At 65.0% G+C, this 16,721-nt stretch carries 16 protein-coding genes; 2 read left to right on the forward strand and 14 right to left on the reverse strand.

Annotation, left to right across the window (positions count from 1 at the left end; translation table 11 throughout):
• Window positions 1-210: 210 nt before the first annotated feature.
• Genes cbiB through cobA form a run of 4 tightly spaced genes read right to left on the reverse strand, consistent with a single transcriptional unit; the run spans window position 211 to window position 4,796 of the window.
• On the reverse strand, window positions 211-1,173 hold the full coding sequence (cbiB, locus tag G489_RS0114020) for an adenosylcobinamide-phosphate synthase CbiB (protein WP_029042059.1): 963 nt from the start codon (window positions 1,171-1,173) through the stop codon (window positions 211-213).
• Window positions 1,170-2,636: a cobyric acid synthase gene (locus G489_RS0114025; protein ID WP_035872955.1), complete on the reverse strand. Its 1,467-nt coding sequence runs from the start codon at window positions 2,634-2,636 to the stop codon at window positions 1,170-1,172. The genes cbiB and G489_RS0114025 overlap by 4 nt, the downstream gene beginning before the upstream one ends.
• A gap of 14 nt (window positions 2,637-2,650) precedes the next feature.
• Window positions 2,651-3,967: a cobyrinate a,c-diamide synthase gene (locus G489_RS0114030; protein WP_029042061.1), complete on the reverse strand. Its 1,317-nt coding sequence runs from the start codon at window positions 3,965-3,967 to the stop codon at window positions 2,651-2,653.
• Window positions 3,960-4,796, reverse strand: coding sequence for a uroporphyrinogen-III C-methyltransferase (cobA, locus tag G489_RS20700; RefSeq protein WP_035872812.1), 837 nt, complete (start codon window positions 4,794-4,796; stop codon window positions 3,960-3,962). The genes G489_RS0114030 and cobA overlap by 8 nt, the downstream gene beginning before the upstream one ends.
• A gap of 61 nt (window positions 4,797-4,857) precedes the next feature.
• On the opposite strand from cobA, the gene G489_RS0114040 reads away from it, so the two are divergent.
• Window positions 4,858-5,958: a cobalt-precorrin-5B (C(1))-methyltransferase gene (locus G489_RS0114040; RefSeq protein ID WP_035872813.1), complete on the forward strand. Its 1,101-nt coding sequence runs from the start codon at window positions 4,858-4,860 to the stop codon at window positions 5,956-5,958.
• A 9-nt stretch (window positions 5,959-5,967) separates the two neighbouring features.
• Window positions 5,968-6,720, forward strand: coding sequence for a cobalt-precorrin-6A reductase (locus tag G489_RS0114045; RefSeq protein ID WP_035872814.1), 753 nt, complete (start codon window positions 5,968-5,970; stop codon window positions 6,718-6,720).
• On the opposite strand, the gene cobM is transcribed toward G489_RS0114045, so the two are convergent.
• From cobM to G489_RS0114100, 10 genes are all read right to left on the reverse strand, one after another.
• Window positions 6,684-7,517 carry a precorrin-4 C(11)-methyltransferase gene (cobM, locus tag G489_RS20705; protein WP_051332666.1) on the reverse strand — a complete coding sequence of 278 codons (834 nt, stop codon included), beginning with the start codon at window positions 7,515-7,517 and terminating at the stop codon, window positions 6,684-6,686. The genes G489_RS0114045 and cobM overlap by 37 nt on opposite strands.
• Before the next feature lie 139 nt (window positions 7,518-7,656).
• The gene (cobJ, locus tag G489_RS0114055; RefSeq protein WP_029042064.1) at window positions 7,657-9,411 is read right to left on the reverse strand and encodes a precorrin-3B C(17)-methyltransferase; all 1,755 of its coding nucleotides are present in this window, start codon (window positions 9,409-9,411) and stop codon (window positions 7,657-7,659) included.
• Window positions 9,402-10,106 (reverse strand): precorrin-2 C(20)-methyltransferase, encoded by a 705-nt coding sequence (gene cobI, locus G489_RS0114060; protein ID WP_029042065.1) that lies wholly within the window; start codon window positions 10,104-10,106, stop codon window positions 9,402-9,404. Before cobI ends, cobJ begins: the two co-directional genes overlap by 10 nt.
• Window positions 10,106-11,347: a precorrin-6y C5,15-methyltransferase (decarboxylating) subunit CbiE gene (cbiE, locus tag G489_RS0114065; RefSeq protein WP_029042066.1), complete on the reverse strand. Its 1,242-nt coding sequence runs from the start codon at window positions 11,345-11,347 to the stop codon at window positions 10,106-10,108. The genes cobI and cbiE overlap by 1 nt, the downstream gene beginning before the upstream one ends.
• Window positions 11,344-12,996, reverse strand: a complete 1,653-nt coding sequence (locus G489_RS22805) for a precorrin-8X methylmutase (RefSeq protein ID WP_035872816.1) — start codon at window positions 12,994-12,996, stop codon at window positions 11,344-11,346. Before G489_RS22805 ends, cbiE begins: the two co-directional genes overlap by 4 nt.
• Window positions 12,997-13,001: 5 nt before the next feature.
• Window positions 13,002-14,102, reverse strand: a complete 1,101-nt coding sequence (locus G489_RS0114080; protein WP_035872817.1) for a sirohydrochlorin chelatase — start codon at window positions 14,100-14,102, stop codon at window positions 13,002-13,004.
• A gap of 260 nt (window positions 14,103-14,362) precedes the next feature.
• Entirely contained in the window at window positions 14,363-14,902 is a 540-nt protein-coding gene (locus G489_RS0114085; RefSeq protein WP_029042068.1) for a DUF1697 domain-containing protein, read from the reverse strand.
• A gap of 10 nt (window positions 14,903-14,912) precedes the next feature.
• Window positions 14,913-15,911, reverse strand: coding sequence for a zinc transporter ZntB (locus tag G489_RS0114090; protein WP_051332667.1), 999 nt, complete (start codon window positions 15,909-15,911; stop codon window positions 14,913-14,915).
• A 1-nt stretch (window position 15,912) separates the two neighbouring features.
• A complete protein-coding gene (locus G489_RS0114095) occupies window positions 15,913-16,314 on the reverse strand; it encodes a rhodanese-like domain-containing protein (RefSeq protein WP_029042070.1) in 402 nt (133 codons plus the stop codon).
• Window positions 16,315-16,345: 31 nt separating this feature from the next.
• Window positions 16,346-16,654: a GNAT family N-acetyltransferase gene (locus G489_RS0114100; protein WP_029042071.1), complete on the reverse strand. Its 309-nt coding sequence runs from the start codon at window positions 16,652-16,654 to the stop codon at window positions 16,346-16,348.
• Window positions 16,655-16,721 lie beyond the last annotated feature (67 nt).

The raw sequence follows: 16,721 nt of genomic DNA on the forward strand, positions 1-16,721 counted from the left end.
GAGGTGGGAGCGCCATGGGGTGGGGATTTTGGTGGCCCTCCTCGACCCGCTCCCTCTCCCCGCCTGGGGAGAGGGCTGGGGTGAGGGGTTTCGTCCATCGATACCAAAGGCCCCCTCACCCGATCCTTCGGATCGACCTCTCCCCCAAGGGGAGAGGTGACATCCGTGCCCAATCCCGGCAGAGGGGGAGGGTCTGGAACCAGACTGCCCTCAGAACCGCCAGAAGATCAGTGCAAAGACGGCGAGAAGGCCGAGCATGACGGCGAGCGCGGATCGATAGAGGTAAAGCGCGGTGTCGATATCCTCGGCCCGCAACTCCTCGCGCCCGTCGCCCATCCGGGCCAGTTCGACCGTCTCGCCGCGATAGGCCCGGGGGCCACCGAGCGTGATACCGAGGGCACCGGCCATCGCCGCTTCGGGCCAGCCGGCATTGGGCGAGACATGGTGGCGTGCGTCCCGCTGGGTGGCGCGCCAGGCTCCTTCGCCGTCAAAGCGCGAGAGCATTTGAGCGGTCAGCGCTATCAGCGCGGCGGTAATCCGCGCGGGAATGAAATTGACCACATCGTCGAGTTTTGCGCTGAACCAGCCAAACTGTTCGTATCGCCGATTGCGATGTCCGACCATGGAATCGGCGGTATTGATGAGCTTGTAGAGCGCGATGCCCGGCAGGCCGAACAGGAGGAGATAGAACACCGGCGCGACGACACCATCAGAGAAGTTTTCCGCGAGGCTCTCAATCGCACCCCTGGCGACACCGGATTCATCGAGTTCGTCTGGGTCGCGCCCGACGACATGGCTGACCGCCTCGCGGCCTTCGCCAAGCGAAGTGCGCAAACCATCGGCCACACGGCCCACCGCCGCGCCGAGTTCCTTCTGCGCGATCAGGGTCGAGGCGAGTGCCGCTTCGAGCACCCAGCCGAGAGGATAGGACCGCATCATGGCGCTCAACGGGATGGTGACAATCAGGATGCCGGCCCCGAGGATGGTGAGCATGATGATGCCGTTGCGGCGGCGCTCTTCCGCCAGGATCGCCTCGTCATTCATGGCGTGTTCGAGATAGGCAATGGCCTTGCCCGTCCAGATCACTGGATGACCGACATGTTTCGTCAAAACCGGCGGGTAGCCGACAAAGCGCTCGACAAGCGCTGCCACAAGGCTGACCAATGCGTTCATTGTGCCCCCATAGAGCCCGGCTCACGGGCCAGGGCCAAAATCATATCGAGATCGAGATGTCTGTCGAGATGCGCCGCGAGCCCGTCGAGTGCCGCTTCGACGCCGCTCTCGTAGTCGAAACCGCCCGCGGCGGCGCCGAGGCGTTCGAGATAGCCAGCGCGGAACCCGTCGCCCGCAAACAAGCCATGCAGATAAGTGCCCGCAACCCGGCCATCGGGCGCCCGCGCGCCTTCATCGCCCTCTTCTCCGGTCGAAAACGGCCTTGCCGTATCCGGGCCGGTGGTCTCGCCCATATGCATGCGATAGCCGGTCAGCTCGAGGCCGCTTCCCGCCTCGGCGGTGTTTTCAAGCGTCAGGCGTTTGTGCGGTCCAAGTTCGGTGTCGACATTCAATAGACCCAGCCCCCGTGCCCTGCCGCCGGCAGGACCTTCGACCCCGTCGGGATCTGCGATGATCTGGCCAAGCATCTGATAACCGCCGCAAATGCCAAGCACATGCCCGCCGGCGCGGTGATGGGCGGCGATATCGATGTCCCAGCCCTGCGAACGGACGAAGGCCAGATCGGCCAAAGTCGCCTTGGAGCCGGGCAGGATGACAAGGTCCGCATCGCGCGGCAGAGGCTCACCGGGCTGAACAATGGTCAGTCGCACATCCGGTTCGGCGGCAAGCGGGTCGAGATCGTCGAAATTGGCAATCCGCGCCAGCCGGGGCACGGCGATGTGGAGCGTACCGTCGCCGCCTGCGCGGCGGGTATCGAGCGCCAGCGCGTCTTCCGCCGGCAATCTGCCTGCATCAGGGAAATGCGGGATCGGGCCGAAACAGGGCCGGCCTGTCCTGTCCGCGATCAGCCTGAGCCCGTCGGCGAACAGTGCCGGATCGCCGTGGAATTTGTTGATCATCGAGCCAACGATCAGATCGGCATCCTCGGGCGCAATGATCGCAAAGGTGCCGACGATCGAGGCGATGACCCCGCCGCGATGAATGTCGCCCAGCAGCATGACGGGAACATTCGCGGCGCGGGCAAAGCCGAAATTGGCAAGATCACCATCGCGCAGATTGACTTCGGCAGCGCTGCCCGCCCCTTCGATGATCACGAGGTCGGCCTCGCGGGTGAGTTCGCCGAAGGCGCCCAGGACCTCGGGCATCAGCTTTTGGCGGGTTGCGAAATACTCCCGCGCCGGCAGCGAGCCGTGGCGGGTCCCACGCACTATCACTTGCGCGCCGGTTTCCTGTTCGGGTTTAAGGAGCACCGGGTTCATCGCGGTGGTCGGCGCCGTGCGGCAGGCGCGCGCCTGCAGCGCCTGGGCCCGGCCGATCTCACCGCCATCGGCGGTGACGGCCGCATTGTTGGACATGTTCTGCGGTTTGAACGGCCTCACGGTCAGCCCGCGATTGGCAAAGGCGCGGCAAAGCCCGGCGGCGATCAGCGATTTGCCGACATCCGACCCGGTGCCCATAATCATCAGCGCCCTGGCGGTCACAGCCCCTCCCTTGCCGCGTCGATGACGTGCAGATAGGAACCGCAAACGCGCCCGTCCACCCCGCCATGAGACCGGGCGTCATTACCGGTGGCATCGGTTGCCGTGAAAAGGGCCGTTTCCGCGCCTGGGGACGATTCACGGGAATAATGGAATTCGTGACCCATCAGCGCTTCCCCCCAATGCAACGGCCCCCGGTGGGTGATGCGGCGATAGCCGAGAATGCGGCGCGGCGCGTCGATGGCTGTTTCGTGCGGCAGCAGTCCGGTCATCCCGAAGCGATTGCCCGCGCGGTCGATGATGGCCCTGCCGAGCACCATATAGCCCCCGCACTCGCCATAGATCAGCGCGCCCCGGTCCCGCGCGGCCATAAGGCCTTGCCGGAACCCGGTTGCCGCTTCGAGCGCTTGACCGTGCAATTCGGGATAGCCGCCGGGAAGATAGATTGCATCGGCGTTTGCCGCGGGCGCCTCGTCGGCCAGCGGCGAGAAGAAGCTCATCTCCGCGCCCCGAGCCCGCCAGTCCCTCAGCCAGTGCTCATAGGTGAAGGCGAAGCAGGCGTCGCGAGCGATGGCGATGCGCTGTCCCAAGGGAGGGAGCGATTTTGCCTGCCCATCGGGCACCGGCGCGGCCAGCGCCTCAAGCCTATCGAAATCCAGGCCGCCTTCGACCGCATCCGCTGCCGCCTCGATGATCGCCTCGATGCCCTCGACCTCACCGGGCAATATCAGCCCCAGATGCCGGTCGGGCACGGTCAGCCCGTCATCGCGCCTGACGACGCCGATCACGGGCATGGCAATTTGGTGGAGCGCCCCGCGCAGCATGGCTTCGTGCCGGTCGCTGGCGACCTTGTTGAGAATGACGCCGGCCATTTGCACATCGGCACGCAGCCCGGCAAAGCCCTGGGCGATGGCAGCAACGGACTGCGCCATGCGCGCGCAGTCGATGACGAGGACCACAGGCAGACCGAGCGCTGCCGCCAGGTCGGCGGTCGACCCACCGCCGCCCGCCGCGCCATCGAACAGCCCCATCACCCCTTCGACCACCAAAAGCTTGGCATCGCGCGCCGCGCTTCCGGCCAGCGCTTTGAGCCTTGGCGGCGTCATGGCGAAAGGATCGAGATTGACGGTTGGTGTTCCCGCCGCGCGGGAAAGAAAAGCCGGGTCGATATAGTCAGGGCCGGTCTTGGCCGGCGCCACGGCGACACCCCGCCGCGTGAGCGCGCGCAACAGGCCGAGCGTGACGAGCGTCTTGCCGCTGCCCGAATGCGGCGCGGCGAGAACAAAGCCCCTGGCCAAGCCTGCCCATTCAGCCAAGCGTCGCCTCCCCGCCGAGCTGCTCGCGCCAGGCGAACACGTCGCGATAATTGACTACAGGCCCGGCGACGACGATGGCCGGGGTCGGCAGTTCGCCGCGTTCGGCCAGCCCGCCGACGCCGCCGAGAGTTGTCACGACCACCGATTGATCCGCATGGGTGGCCTTCGCCACCACCGCCACGGGGTCGCTTGCCGGCCGGCCGCCCGTCATCAGCTGATCGGCGATCGCGGCCATGTGCTTGACGGCCATATACATCACGATGACCGGGGCCGCTGTCGCCACAGCCTGCCAGTCAACGCCGTGCGGCACCGCGCCGGTCTCGTCATGACCGGTCAGAAAAATCACCGCGTGATTGGTGTCGCGATGGGTCGCGGGGATACCCGCATAGGCCAGCCCGCCGATCCCCGCGGTGATGCCCGGCACGATGCGGAACGGTATGCCATTGTCCGTGAGCGTCTGGCATTCCTCGCCGCCGCGCCCGAACATGAACGGGTCGCCACCTTTGAGCCGCAGAACCCGCTTGCCTTCGCGGGCCCATTCGACGAGCCGGGAGGAGATCGCTGCCTGTTTGGGCGACGGTTTGCCGCCGCGCTTGCCGGCATAGATCTTTTCGGCGGCCGGGTTGGCCCAATCAAGGATCGCCTCGCCCACCAGCGCGTCATAGACGATCACATCGGCCTGACCGAGCGCATAATAGCCGAGCAGCGAAAGCAGCCCGGGCGCGCCGGGGCCGGCGCCGACCAGCCACACCGTGCCGGCCGCAAAGCGGGGGAACCCGGCGCCGTCGAGCCGGGCAAAATGGCCGGTGTTGGGTTCTGGGTCAGCCATAACAGATCTCGTTTCGGCTTTGTCTATGCCAAATCGCGGCGGCCCGATATAGATCGGGCCCATGAGCGAGATTGCGCCCAAGACAAGGGAAGACGGCACGCCGCTGCGGCGCGGCTGGACCACGGGTGCCTGCGCGACCGCGGCCACCAAGGCGGCGCTGTCGGCGCTTCTGGGGCACGGCTTTCCCGATCCGGTCGAGATCGCCCTGCCCGGCGGGCAGACCCCGGCCTTCGCCCTGGCGCATGAAGAGGTCGGCGAAGGATTCGCCGAGGCCGGCATCATCAAGGATGCCGGTGACGATCCGGACGTCACCCATGGCGCGCTGATCATTGCGCGGGTCGCCCGGGGTAAGCCGGGCAGCGGCATCCGTTTTCATGCCGGGCCGGGGGTCGGCACCGTCACCAAGCCCGGCCTGCCGCTCGCCGTCGGCGAACCGGCGATCAACCCGGTGCCGCGCGAGATGATCAGCGGCGTTATCACCACGCTGTGCGACGCCGCCGGTATCCCCGCCGATATCGATGTCACCATCTCGGTGCCGAATGGCGACAAGATCGCCCAGAAAACCTGGAATCCGCGGCTCGGGATTCTGGGGGGCATTTCGATCCTCGGGACGACCGGCATCGTGATCCCCTATTCCTGCGCCGCGTGGATCCATTCGATCCAGCGCGGGGTCGATGTCGCCCGGGCCCTGGGGCTCACCCATGTGGTCGGGGCCACCGGCGATGCCAGCGAAAAGGCGGCGATGGCCGCGCTCGAGCTTCAAACCGAGGCCTATCTCGATATGGGTGATTTCGTCGGCGGGCTCTTGAAATACCTCAAGGCGCATCCGGTGCCCGAGGTCACGATTTGTGGCGGGTTTGCCAAGATGAGCAAGCTGGCGCAGGGCATGCTCGATCTGCATTCGGGGCGCGGTACGGTCGATATGGCGTTCCTTGCCGGACTGGCCCGGCGGGCGGGCGGCGATGCCGATCTCAGCGCCGCGATCGAAGCCGCGAATACCGGCAAAGAGGCGCTCGATCTGGCGCTTGCCGCGCAGATCGATCTGGCCGGCGAGGTCGCCCGCGACGCGCTTCAAATCGCCACGCGGGCTCTTGGAAATGCCAAGGTAACGCCGCATATCCTTGTTACCGATCGTAACGGAAAAATCATCGCTCAGGCGTAGCGTTTTATCATGCGTATTCTCATTCTCGGCGGCACCAGAGAGGCAAGGGAGCTGGCGGGCGCACTCACCGCCCGGCACCATACCGTCACGACCTCGCTTGCCGGGCGAACCAGCCAGCCGGATCGCCCGCCCGGTCGCGTCATCACCGGCGGTTTCGGCGGCGCCGAAGGGCTGGCCGACTATATCGAGCGCGCCCGCATCGACTATCTGATCGATGCGACACATCCCTTTGCGGCGCAGATCTCGGCCAACGCGGTCGCCGCCGCCGAAGCGACCGATATCGAACTGTTGCGCCTTCGGCGACCGGCCTGGCCTGTGCCCGAACCCAATGCCTGGGTCGAGGCGGAAAACGCTCAGGCTGCCGCGGGCGTCCTGCCGCCCGGGGCGACCGTGTTTCTCACCGTGGGGCGGCAAGGACTTGCCCCTTTCCTTGCCCGCAAGGATTGCCGGTTTCTCTTGCGTTCCATCGAGCCGCCCGAAGAGCAATTGCCCGGTTTCGTCACAGCCATCGAGGGGCGCCCCCCCTTTTCGCGCAATGACGAACTGGCGCTGATGCGCCGCCGCCGGATCACCCACCTGGTGACGAAGAATGCCGGCGGGCGCGACACCTATGCCAAGATCGAGGCGGCGTTCATTCTCAAGATCAGAGTGATCATGATCGAGCGCCCCGCCCTGCCCAAAGCCCCCGAGGTCGGCAGTGTCGCCGCAGCCATGGAGATCCTCTCTCAACTCCCGGCCCCCAAACGCTTCGTCTTCTTCTGATCGGCGGTGTCGTGGTCCTTCTTCTTGCCCTTGTTCTTCTTGCCCTTGTTTCTGAGCACATGGGCATAGGCCGCATCGTAAAGCCGTGAATCGATGAAATGCGCCTCCCCGAACACCGGGCCGACAAAGATCAGCGCGGTGCGGGTGATCTTTTCCGCGCGCACGGCCTGTTTCATTTCGGCGAGCGTTGTCCGGATATATTTCTCGTCCGGCCAGGTGGCGCGATAGGCGATCACCACCGGACAGTCGGCGCCGTAATGGGGCGTCAGCGCCTCTTCGACATAGGCAAGATTGCGGATCGAGAGGTGAATGGCGAGCGTCGCCTTCGAGGCACCCAGCACTTCGAGGCTTTCACTGTCGGGCATGGATGACGCCTTGCCCGAGGTCCGGGTGATGATGATGGTCTGGGCGATCTCGGGCAGGGTGAGTTCGGTTGCGAGCTTCGCCGCTGCCCCGGCAAAGGCGGGCACGCCGGGCACGACTTCATAGTCGATCCCGAGCGCGTCCAGCCGGCGCATCTGTTCGGCCACCGCGCCATAGATGGACGGATCGCCCGAGTGGACCCGCGCCACATCCTCGCCGCGCTCATGCGCCGCCTCGATCTCGGCGATGATCTCATCGAGATGCATGGGCGCGGTATCGCGCACCAACGCAGTTTCCGGCGCCGCGCGCACCACCTGTTCGGGCACCAGCGACCCCGCATAAAGACAGACCGGGCAGCGTTCGATCAGCCTGAGGCCGCGCACGGTGATGAGATCGGGCGCGCCGGGTCCAGCGCCGATAAAATAGACGGTCATAAATTTCCTCCGACCTCATCCTGAGCCCGTCGAAGGACGGGCCGGATGCTCAGCCCTCGCCCTTCGAGGCTCAGCCTCCGGCTTCGCACCTCAGGGTGAGGGCTTCTAAGGGCTTGCCCAATATCTCCACTAGTCGCCATCATCCCTTCTCGGCCTTTCTGGCGTAGCCGCGGGGGGTGAAGGCCACGGTTTTTCCGTCGCCACGCGTGAAACAGCGCGATTGGGACGAGCCGATCAGCACCACGGTCAGCATGTCGATCTCGGTCACATCGAGCTCACCGAGCGGCACGATCCGCACATGCTCCTCGGGCCGCCCAAGGCTGGAGGCCAGGATGACCGGCGTGTCCTTGGCGCGATGCTGAAGAAACACATCGCACGTCTCCTCGATCAGATCGGTGCGGCGCTTCGAGCGTGGATTGTAAAGCGCGGTGACGAAATCGCCGGATGCGGCGGCGCGGATGCGCTTCTGGATGTCCTCGCGCGGGGTCAAAAGATCCGACAGGGAAATGGCGCAGAAATCATGCCCGATCAGTGCACCGGCACGGGCCGCCGCGGCCTGCAGCGCCGAAATCCCGGGCATGACCGTCACTGCCACCCGTTTCGCGGGCTCACTCAGTTCCCGCTCGCCGGTCGCCTCGAGCAATTCGAAAACCAGTGCCGCCATGGCGTAGATGCCGGCATCGCCCGAGCAGACCAGCGCCACGCGCTTTCCAGTCGCGGCAAGTTCGAGCGCATGACGCACCCGGATTTCCTCGGCCCCGAGATCGAAACGGTGTTCGGTCTGATCGCGTTTGAGATCGGAAACGAGATCCAGATAGAGCCCGTAGCCGACCCAATCCTCAGCCGCCCGCAAGGCCCCGGTCACTTCCGGGGTGCGCATTGCGGCGTCCCCCGGCCCGATGCCGACCACAGCGACATGGCCCGGCGCGCGGCCCAAGGCGGAAGGATCAACCGGCGCGCCCGCCTTGCCGATGGCGCAGGTCGCGCGTTTCGATTTGTGCTTTTCGACCACCAGAGCACCGGCCTTGAGCGCCGCCGCCTCCGACACGCCCGGCGTGCCGACTTCTGCCTCAACCACCGGGGAAGGATTGGGCAACCGGTCGCGTTCTTCAGCCAGTTCCTCGGCCGTGAACAGCCGCAGCGGCACGCCGAAATGCTCGGCCGCTGCGATCAGACCGGCCTCGTCCGCTTTCACGTCAATCGTTGCGATGGCCGCCAGCGCCAGATGCGACAGCCCTTCTTCCGCCAGCGTGTCCTCAACCAGCGCGATGATTTCGCCCGCCTCGGTGCCGCGCTCGCAGCCCACGCCGACCACAAGTGTCTGCGGCACATAAACAAGTCCGTCGCCCTTGCCGGCTTCCGAGACCGTCACCATCACGGTGCCCGTCTCATCGCAAAGCGGCGCCAACCAGGGCGCATGCCCCTCAAGTTTGATCCGCTCGCCCGTCAGCAGCCGCGCGGCCAAGGGCTTGATGTCCTGCCCCGGCGCCAACACCCAGCCCGCGGGCGGTTCATCCAGCGCGATGCCTAGTACCTTGTCGCTGGCGGTGGTTACCGCCGCAACGCCATTGAGCGCTGCGGCAATTGCTTCGGCCATGCGATTGGCTCCGTGATGCCCGCCGAGGAGCGGCACAACATGCGCACCGTCGGGCGAGACCGCGATCACGGGCGGCTCGGCATGCTTGTCGCCCAGATGGGTTGCCAGCAGGCGGATGAGGATGCCCGCCGCGCAGACCCCGATCACCGGACGGCCCACCTTGAAGGTGTCCGCAATGGCCTCTTTTACCGCGGCCCGCGATCCGGCGAACAGTTCCGCGCCGATAGCGCCGGCAATCCGGCTGGCTGTGGCGTCGCCTGCGGCCGAGAGCGAAATGACGAGCGGCGTCAGCCCCATGCTTCGTCTCCCCGATAGGTGAGGATGGTCGAGAAATAGGGCCTCTCATCCTCGCCATAATCAGCAAGCATCGAGACCTTTTGGCGGTCATGGGTGGCGTATTCAACGATCATCGCGCTTTGGGCGTGGCCGGTCCTTTCAAGCAGTGCCTTGATGCGCGCGAAATGCCGCCCGACCTTGATAATGGCCACCGCTTCCGCCCCATCGAGTTCATGGCGCAGCCGCGCATCGTCGAGGGTTGCAGGCAGCACCTTGATGACATCATTGCGCCCGGCCAGCGGACGTCGGATGGCGGCCGCCGTCGCGGTAAGTGAGGTAATGCCGGGCACGATCTCGATCTCGGCATCATCGGCCAGCCGGTCGATCAGATACATGGCCGAGCCATAGAACAGCGGGTCGCCTTCGCACAGATAGGCCACCGTCTTGCCCTCACGCAGCAGCGGCAGCAATTCGCCTGCCAGCGCATCATAGGCCGCCTGCCCGGCAGCGCGCGCGGTCTCCATCGGGATATGGATCGGGATGCGCCGGGTCGCGTTCGGCACATGCGCCTCAGCGATACGATAGGCCATGCCCGGTTCGTCTTCCGTGCCCGGATAGGCGACGACATCGGCCCCGGTGATCACGCGCACGGCCTTCAGTGTCATCAGTTCGGGGTCGCCGGGTCCGGTACCGACGAGGGTGAGTTTGCCGCTCATCAATCTTGATCCTCTGATTGGTGAGGTTTGCTGACTGCCCACTGAGTCACCGCCATGCGCGGGCGGAAGGCGCGATATGGGCCGACCGTGTCGAGATGCGAGATGGCGAGCCGCGCGAGGTCGCCGCCGAGTTTAGCATGCCGCGCGATCAACGCGGCCTCAGCCTCCAGTGTCACCCCGTTGGCGACCAGCACCCCGCCGGGTTTGAGCGCACGCCAGCACGCTTCGAACAGATTTTCATTGGCGACATCGCCGCCCAGGAACAGCGCGTCGGGCGCGCCGAGTTCGACAAATCCGTCCGGCGCCAGCCGCGCCATCACCTCGAGCCCGGGCACACCGAGTGCCAGGCGGTTCTGTTCGATCATTGTGCGCCGCTCGGCATCCTTTTCGAAGGCAACCGCCCTGGCACCCGGCGCCCCACGCATCCATTCAATGCCGACCGAGCCGCACCCCGCACCGATATCCCAGAGGGTCAGGCCCGGCGCCGGTGCGAGCTTGGCGAGTGTTGCCGCGCGGACCTCGCGCTTGGTCAACTGCCCATCATGCACAAAAGCCTCGTCGGGCAGGCCCGGCACCGCCGGGCGCAACAACGCATTCGGCCCGGCCACGCAATCGATGGCGAGCGTGTTGAAGTCGGCGATCCCGGTCTCGGCCATCTGATCGGCGCTGAAACTCACCCGGCTTTCCTCCGAACCGCCCATATGGTTGAGCACGGTGAGCTGGGACCCGCCGAAGCCCCGTGCCTCCAGCAGCGCGGCCGCGCCGCGCACTGTCTCCGCATCGCCCGTCAGCGCCAGAATGCGAAGACCCGGCTGGATATGCGGCTCAAGGGTTTCGATGCGCCGGCCGTGCAGCGAGATCGCCGCGCAGTTTTGCAGCGGCCATTTGAGCCGCGCCGCGGCGAGCGAGAAGGCGCCGGGGGCCGGGATCACCTCATACTCGTCAGCGGCCAGATGCCGGGCGAGAGTTGCGCCCATGCCGAACCACATCGGATCGCCGGTTGCGAGTACTACGGTCGACGTGCCCCGCACCGCCATCAGTTGCGCGATCATCGCTTCGAGCGGTGTCTGCCAGGCCTCTGCCTTTTTGCCCTCTGTCAGGAGGGGTCCAATTGCTCGAGCCGGGCCGAAGATGTGCTCGGCCGCCTCGATGGCCGCCCTCGCCTCGGGGCCGAGCGCGTTTGTCCCCGCCTCGGTCACGCCGATGACGGTCAGCCATGGCGTCGTCGCCGTTTCGCTCATTCGCCCGCTCCCATGGTCACGGCGTTTAAGGCAGCGCTGGCAATCGCCGATCCGCCGCGACGGCCTTTGACCGCCACAAAAGGAATGCCGAGATTGGCGTCGATCAGCGCCTGCTTGCTTTCTGCTGCCCCAACAAACCCGACCGGCGCCGCGATGATCGCCGCAGGGCGCGGCCCGCCCGCCTTGATGATTTCGATCAGCCGGAACAACGCTGTTGGCGCATTGCCAATGATAATGACTGATCTAGTCATTTGGTCACTGACCGTTGATTCCGGCCGATTGCCCAAAAGGCTGGTGTTCAAAAGGGTGGCGTTCGAAGGGCTGGTGTTTGGAGGAGAGCTGGCCAAGCCGGACAGGGGATGACCGGCAAACAGATCAAGGGCAGCGGCAGAACGCGTGGTGCCCAGATGTTCCGCCAAAGGACGTGTGCCTGGATCGTTCAGCGTGGTCACGACGTCATTACCGTGTTTGAGGCCGCGGCGGACAACGCCGGCAGCGACCATCTCGGCATCGCACCAGATGGGTGCGCCTGCCGCCAGCGAAGCCTCGACAGCATCAACGAAATCGCCCGTTCCAACAATGTCTTGCGCCAGATCGACCATGCCGCAGGCATGGATCATCCGGATGGCGACCTTGTGCAGGCTTTCGAGCAGTCTGGAAAGGTCAGCTTCGGCGCGAATGATGGCAAAGCTCGATTGGTAGATGTCGTCAGGACGTTTGAGATAGGTGGTCGCCGGCTCGCAGCGTCTTTGTGCCCGCGCCACCAGTTCGTCATGGCCCACACCCAATATCCAGCCTTCTTCCGCCAACACCGTTTCTCTCTCGCTTTCCGAGAGATCGTCCGGCGCGCCAAGCAGCCGTTTCATCTCGCCCGCGCCATCGATGTCGGCCAGCCAGTCGGCATAGGCCTCCACCTGAACCTTATCCGGCACCTCGCCCGCACCGATCTCGGGCTTAAGCAGGGACGGGTAGATTTCCGCAATCACGATGGACGCATCCAGCGCCTCGGCAAAGCGGGTTTCGAACGGCCAGATTGCCAGATCTCCTGCAAAATCAGGATCGCGGCGCAGGGTCTCAAGACGGGCGATGCCAGTCATGGCCTGGCTGCCGACAGCGCCCGCCCCGGTCAATTGCCAGACCGGTTTGGCGCGGCAGCGCTGCTCAGCCAATCGGGCGGCCGGAACCGGATCGCCGTCCCGCGTGACGCTGGTTGCCGTCAGGTCATCATAGCTGTGCTGGTGCGGATGGCCCCAGAAGCGGGGCGTACCGTCCGCGGCCTCGCGGTTGAACCACGCTGCCACCTCAAACCTGTTGGAGGCGTTTGTCTCGCTGTCCTCGATCCGCTCCCCGAGCGTATGCCACACCGCCTGCCAGCCGGGCGCGCCGAGCACGGCTTCGGCGCCGCCCTCGGGCCAGCCGAAGGCGAAGTCGAAACCGATGAGCACGCGTTGCCGCGCCGCCCTCAGGCGGCGAAGCAGGGCGCGGATCTCGATCATCGCCTCGTGCCGGGTGGCGGGATTGGAGATGGCGGTCTGCCCACTCCTCTCCCGCGCCGCAATCCAGATCGAATCCTTGCCGCGTTTTGGCGTGTTGGCAGCCGACCAGTCCACCGCGACATAGGCGTCGAACAGCGGGGTGGCGGAGGGCATCGCCCCTATCCCTTCTTCATCGATTTTGGCCCCAGCGGGTGGTCGGCATGGGGATAGGGATGGTGGTGATGGTCATGCCCGTGATCGTGGTGATGGTGGTGCCCGTCGCCGTGATCGTGGCCATGGTCATGATGGTGGTCATGACTGTGATCATGGGTGTGCAGGGGCGTGAAAGGCAGGCCGTGCTTCTTGCAGAACTCTTCGTCCCGGCAGGACGCATCGCAATCCCCACCGCAGGGGCAGTTCTCAAGCCCGCCGCCAATGCCCTCGACATGGTGGTGATGGCTTTCCTGCGCCGCGCCCACCTCGTCCTCGAAGCCCAGCACCTGCTCTCGATATTTGCACATCTGGCAGTTCATCAGATTGGCGCCTTCAAGGATCTCACCAAGGCGGTCCATGAATGTTTCCACGACCTGCGGGTGGTCGTTGAGATAGCCGGCCTTGACGAATTCGATGTCCGGGTGCCGCGCCGCCACCTCGTCGGTGTAGCGGTAGATGCGCTTCACCAGAACGCCGGTGAACAGGAAATAGGGGAAGACGATGATGCGCTTGTAGCCAAGCTTCACCGCGTGTTCGAGCGCGGGTTCGACCAGCGGGAAGGTGACGCCCGAATAGCAGACCTCGCCCCAGCCCAGGCCCAGCCCTTCCCAGAGCATGCGCATGACCTTGTTGACGTTGGAATTGGCATCGGGGTCCGAGGCCCCGCGCCCGACCACCATCAGCAGCGTTTCATGGCGGCCAACGCCGTCGCCGGCCTTTTCGATGGCCTCGTTGATGCGGTCGCCGGCAGCGCGGATCATCTTGAGGTCGACGCCGAGCTCGCGGCCATAGTTGATCTCGAGGCCGGTCTTTGCGGCATAGGTGTTGAGTACCGAGGGGATGTCGTTCTTGGCGTGGCCGGCGGCGAACAACATGCCAGGTACGGCGAGCACACGCTTGACGCCTTTCTCGCGCAGCCGGTCGAGGCCGAGATGGATCACAGGATCGGCGAATTCGAGATAGCCATATTCGACCGGTACTTCGCCCAGCCGCTCCTTGAGGACGCGGGAGAGATTGGCGAATTCGTCAACGGCGAACTGGTTGCGGCTGCCATGGCCGCACAGCATCACGCCAGTATCGGCGGGCAGGGAAATCGGGGCGCTCACTGGGCACCCCCGGTCGCACGGGAAATATCAAAGGAGATCATGTCCACCTCTTGTTTTTGAGACACAGAGGCAGAGTTCGCATCAAAACATCGAGCAGCCCCGGACTTGGTCCCCTATTTGGGTCGACCGCACCGGAATCGCTTTCAGTTCCTAAACGGAACGCTGCAACCCGGTTCTAGGCCGGGCAATAGAGCGGGTCAATCGGCGGCCGAAATCAGAGTTCAAATCTCTTGCAGCATGTCGCGGAGAATAAGCGTGGTGCGCCAGTTGCGCATGGTCATCAGCGGCAGGCCAAAGCGCTTCTGGTTCATCTTGTCGGCCATTTTCGAGCGGCCCAGCCCTTCTGGTGCGAACATGTAGAGCGTGGTGCCGATGGCCGTGATCTCGTCTCCGCCGGATTCGATTTCATTGACCGCGGCGATGGCCTCTTTGGCGGGCGGTTCGGCGCAAAAGCCCACATGCAATTGCTTGTGGTCGTCCGTCCGCCCGGCATAGGGCGATTGGGCAATCGCGGTCTCTATTTCACCGCGGTCGCGCAGCATGACCTTCGAGACATAACCGAAGCTCTTCTCGAACCCTGCCTCGATGGCGGCGGTGACGTTGGCCGCATCGTCATCACTCGCAAACACCGCATTGCCGGATTGGATATAGGTTTTCACGCCCGTATAGCCCAGCCGATCGAGCATCTGGCGCAGTTCAGCCATGGGCGCCTTGCGGCCGCCGACATTGAGGGCGTGGAACAAGGCGATATAGGCGGTCACGGCAGATCCCTCAAAACAGCTTCATCCATTTGAACAGCACCACCTGCAACCCCGCAACCGCCAGCAGCACAAGGCAGGTGACGATGAAACCCTCGCCCCAGCCTTCGCCAGGTATACCGCCGACATTCATGCCCAGCATGCCGGTGACGAGCCCCAGCGGCAAAAAGATCGCCGCCACGATCGAGAGTACCAGCATGCGCTGGTTCATCTGTTCGGCGCGCTTGTCCATGATCTGGTCGTGTACCAGTTCGGCGCGGTCGCGAATGGCGTCGAGTTCCTCGGCCAGCCGGATCACCCGATCGGCGGCGTCGCGGATATGACTGCGGTCAAGCTCGTTGAGCCAGTCGACGTCCTCGATCTGCAGGGTTGTCAGTGCATCGCGCTGAGGAAACATGAACCGCCTCAGATCAATCGCCATCGCCCGGATATCGGCCAGCTCGGCGCGAAGGGGCTTGTCCTCTTCCTTGAGAAGGGATTCCTCGAGCGCATCCAGCCTCTCGTTGAGCGAGGCCGTCACCGGCTCGGCGTGGTCAGCGAGGCGAAGCACATATTTCGAGACGAAGTCTCCCAGCGTGGCCGGACCCTTGCCGCGGGCCAGCGCGTCACGCATGTCGCCGGTGGCCGCCAGCGGGCGCAGCCACACGCCGATCACCAGCCTGTCCTCGATCCAGAGCCTGAGGCTGACCATGTCCTCGGGCTCGGCACCGGGATTGAGATTGACGCCCCTCAGATTGAGGATCACGCCCTCCCCGATCACCGTGCAGCGTGGGCGGGTCTCATCCGCGAGCAGCGCCTCGTGCACGGTTTCATCGAGGTCGAACCGCGCCAAGCCGGCCTTTGATTGCGCGACCGAGCGCTCCACGTGAAGCCAGGCGAAGCCCTTGTCGAGGTCCTTGAGCACATGGCGGTCAAGCGCGCCGGGGTCGCAAGGCGTGGCACCGCCCGCTCCGTCGAGCAGATAGGCAAAGGCCGGCGGCTGATCGCCGGCGGTGGCGTGCGCGGCTCTCATGTCAGCTATCGTATTCGCCTTTTTCGACCGGGGCGCCGGCCTCGGCCCATGCAGAGAATCCGCCGGCGATGTGGGCGACGTTGGGATAGCCCATATCCTGCAGAGACTTGGCGGCCAGCGCCGAGCGGCCCGCCGCGGCGCAGAACAGGACCAGCTTCTTGCCCGTTGCCAGCTCCGGCTTGTGATAGGGGCTCTGCGGATCGATCCAGAATTCGAGCACCCCGCGCGGCACCGACAGTGCCCCCGGCACCTTGCCGTGATGCACGCGTTCCCCGGATTCGCGGATGTCGATCAGCACCGCTTCACCCTTGTCCTGCAGGCTGCGCGCCTCGTCGACGGAGATCGTCTCGATCTCCTGCATCGCTGCGTTGACGAGATCACCGGCAGTCTTCTTCTCGCTCATGGCATATTCCTTGATTTTCTTGATATCGGGGCTATTTCGCGGCACCGCCGAGCACGTCTTCCCATTCGGGATGGCGCTTGAACTGGGCGGCGGCAAAGGGGCAAAGCGGGATGATCTTGAGGCCTTTGGCGCGTGCATCCTCGACCGCGCGCACGACCAGCGCCTTTCCGATGCCCTGGCCCTTGAAGGCGTCTGGCACCTCGGTGTGGTCGATGATGATGCGAGTTTCTCCAGCGCGGGAATAGGTCATCTCCGCCTCCTCGCCCGTCGGCGCAGTCACGGCATAACGGCCCTTGGTGTCATATTCCTCATGGCGGATGTCGAGTTCGCTATCGGGCATGCGGTTCTCCGAACAGCTTGATGGATCATTCTAATCTGATCCGGGGTGGGCCGAACATCAACCGGAT

The organism is Cucumibacter marinus DSM 18995 (genome assembly GCF_000429865.1).
Lineage (GTDB): Bacteria > Pseudomonadota > Alphaproteobacteria > Rhizobiales > Devosiaceae > Cucumibacter > Cucumibacter marinus.

Bases quoted from the DNA above. Each gene is read 5' to 3' on its own strand.
- cbiB (WP_029042059.1), bottom strand. From the start codon at position 1,173: ATGAACGCATTGGTCAGCCTTGTGGCAGCGCTTGTCGAGCGCTTTGTC.
- G489_RS0114025 (WP_035872955.1), bottom strand. From the start codon at position 2,636: ATGATTATGGGCACCGGGTCGGATGTCGGCAAATCGCTGATCGCCGCC.
- cobA (WP_035872812.1), bottom strand. From the start codon at position 4,796: ATGGCTGACCCAGAACCCAACACCGGCCATTTTGCCCGGCTCGACGGC.
- G489_RS0114040 (WP_035872813.1), top strand. From the start codon at position 4,858: ATGAGCGAGATTGCGCCCAAGACAAGGGAAGACGGCACGCCGCTGCGG.
- G489_RS0114045 (WP_035872814.1), top strand. From the start codon at position 5,968: ATGCGTATTCTCATTCTCGGCGGCACCAGAGAGGCAAGGGAGCTGGCG.
- cobM (WP_051332666.1), bottom strand. From the start codon at position 7,517: ATGACCGTCTATTTTATCGGCGCTGGACCCGGCGCGCCCGATCTCATC.
- cobJ (WP_029042064.1), bottom strand. From the start codon at position 9,411: ATGGGGCTGACGCCGCTCGTCATTTCGCTCTCGGCCGCAGGCGACGCC.
- cobI (WP_029042065.1), bottom strand. From the start codon at position 10,106: ATGAGCGGCAAACTCACCCTCGTCGGTACCGGACCCGGCGACCCCGAA.
- cbiE (WP_029042066.1), bottom strand. From the start codon at position 11,347: ATGAGCGAAACGGCGACGACGCCATGGCTGACCGTCATCGGCGTGACC.
- G489_RS22805 (WP_035872816.1), bottom strand. From the start codon at position 12,996: ATGCCCTCCGCCACCCCGCTGTTCGACGCCTATGTCGCGGTGGACTGG.
- G489_RS0114080 (WP_035872817.1), bottom strand. From the start codon at position 14,102: ATGCTGTGCGGCCATGGCAGCCGCAACCAGTTCGCCGTTGACGAATTC.
- G489_RS0114090 (WP_051332667.1), bottom strand. From the start codon at position 15,911: ATGAGAGCCGCGCACGCCACCGCCGGCGATCAGCCGCCGGCCTTTGCC.
- G489_RS0114095 (WP_029042070.1), bottom strand. From the start codon at position 16,314: ATGAGCGAGAAGAAGACTGCCGGTGATCTCGTCAACGCAGCGATGCAG.
- G489_RS0114100 (WP_029042071.1), bottom strand. From the start codon at position 16,654: ATGCCCGATAGCGAACTCGACATCCGCCATGAGGAATATGACACCAAG.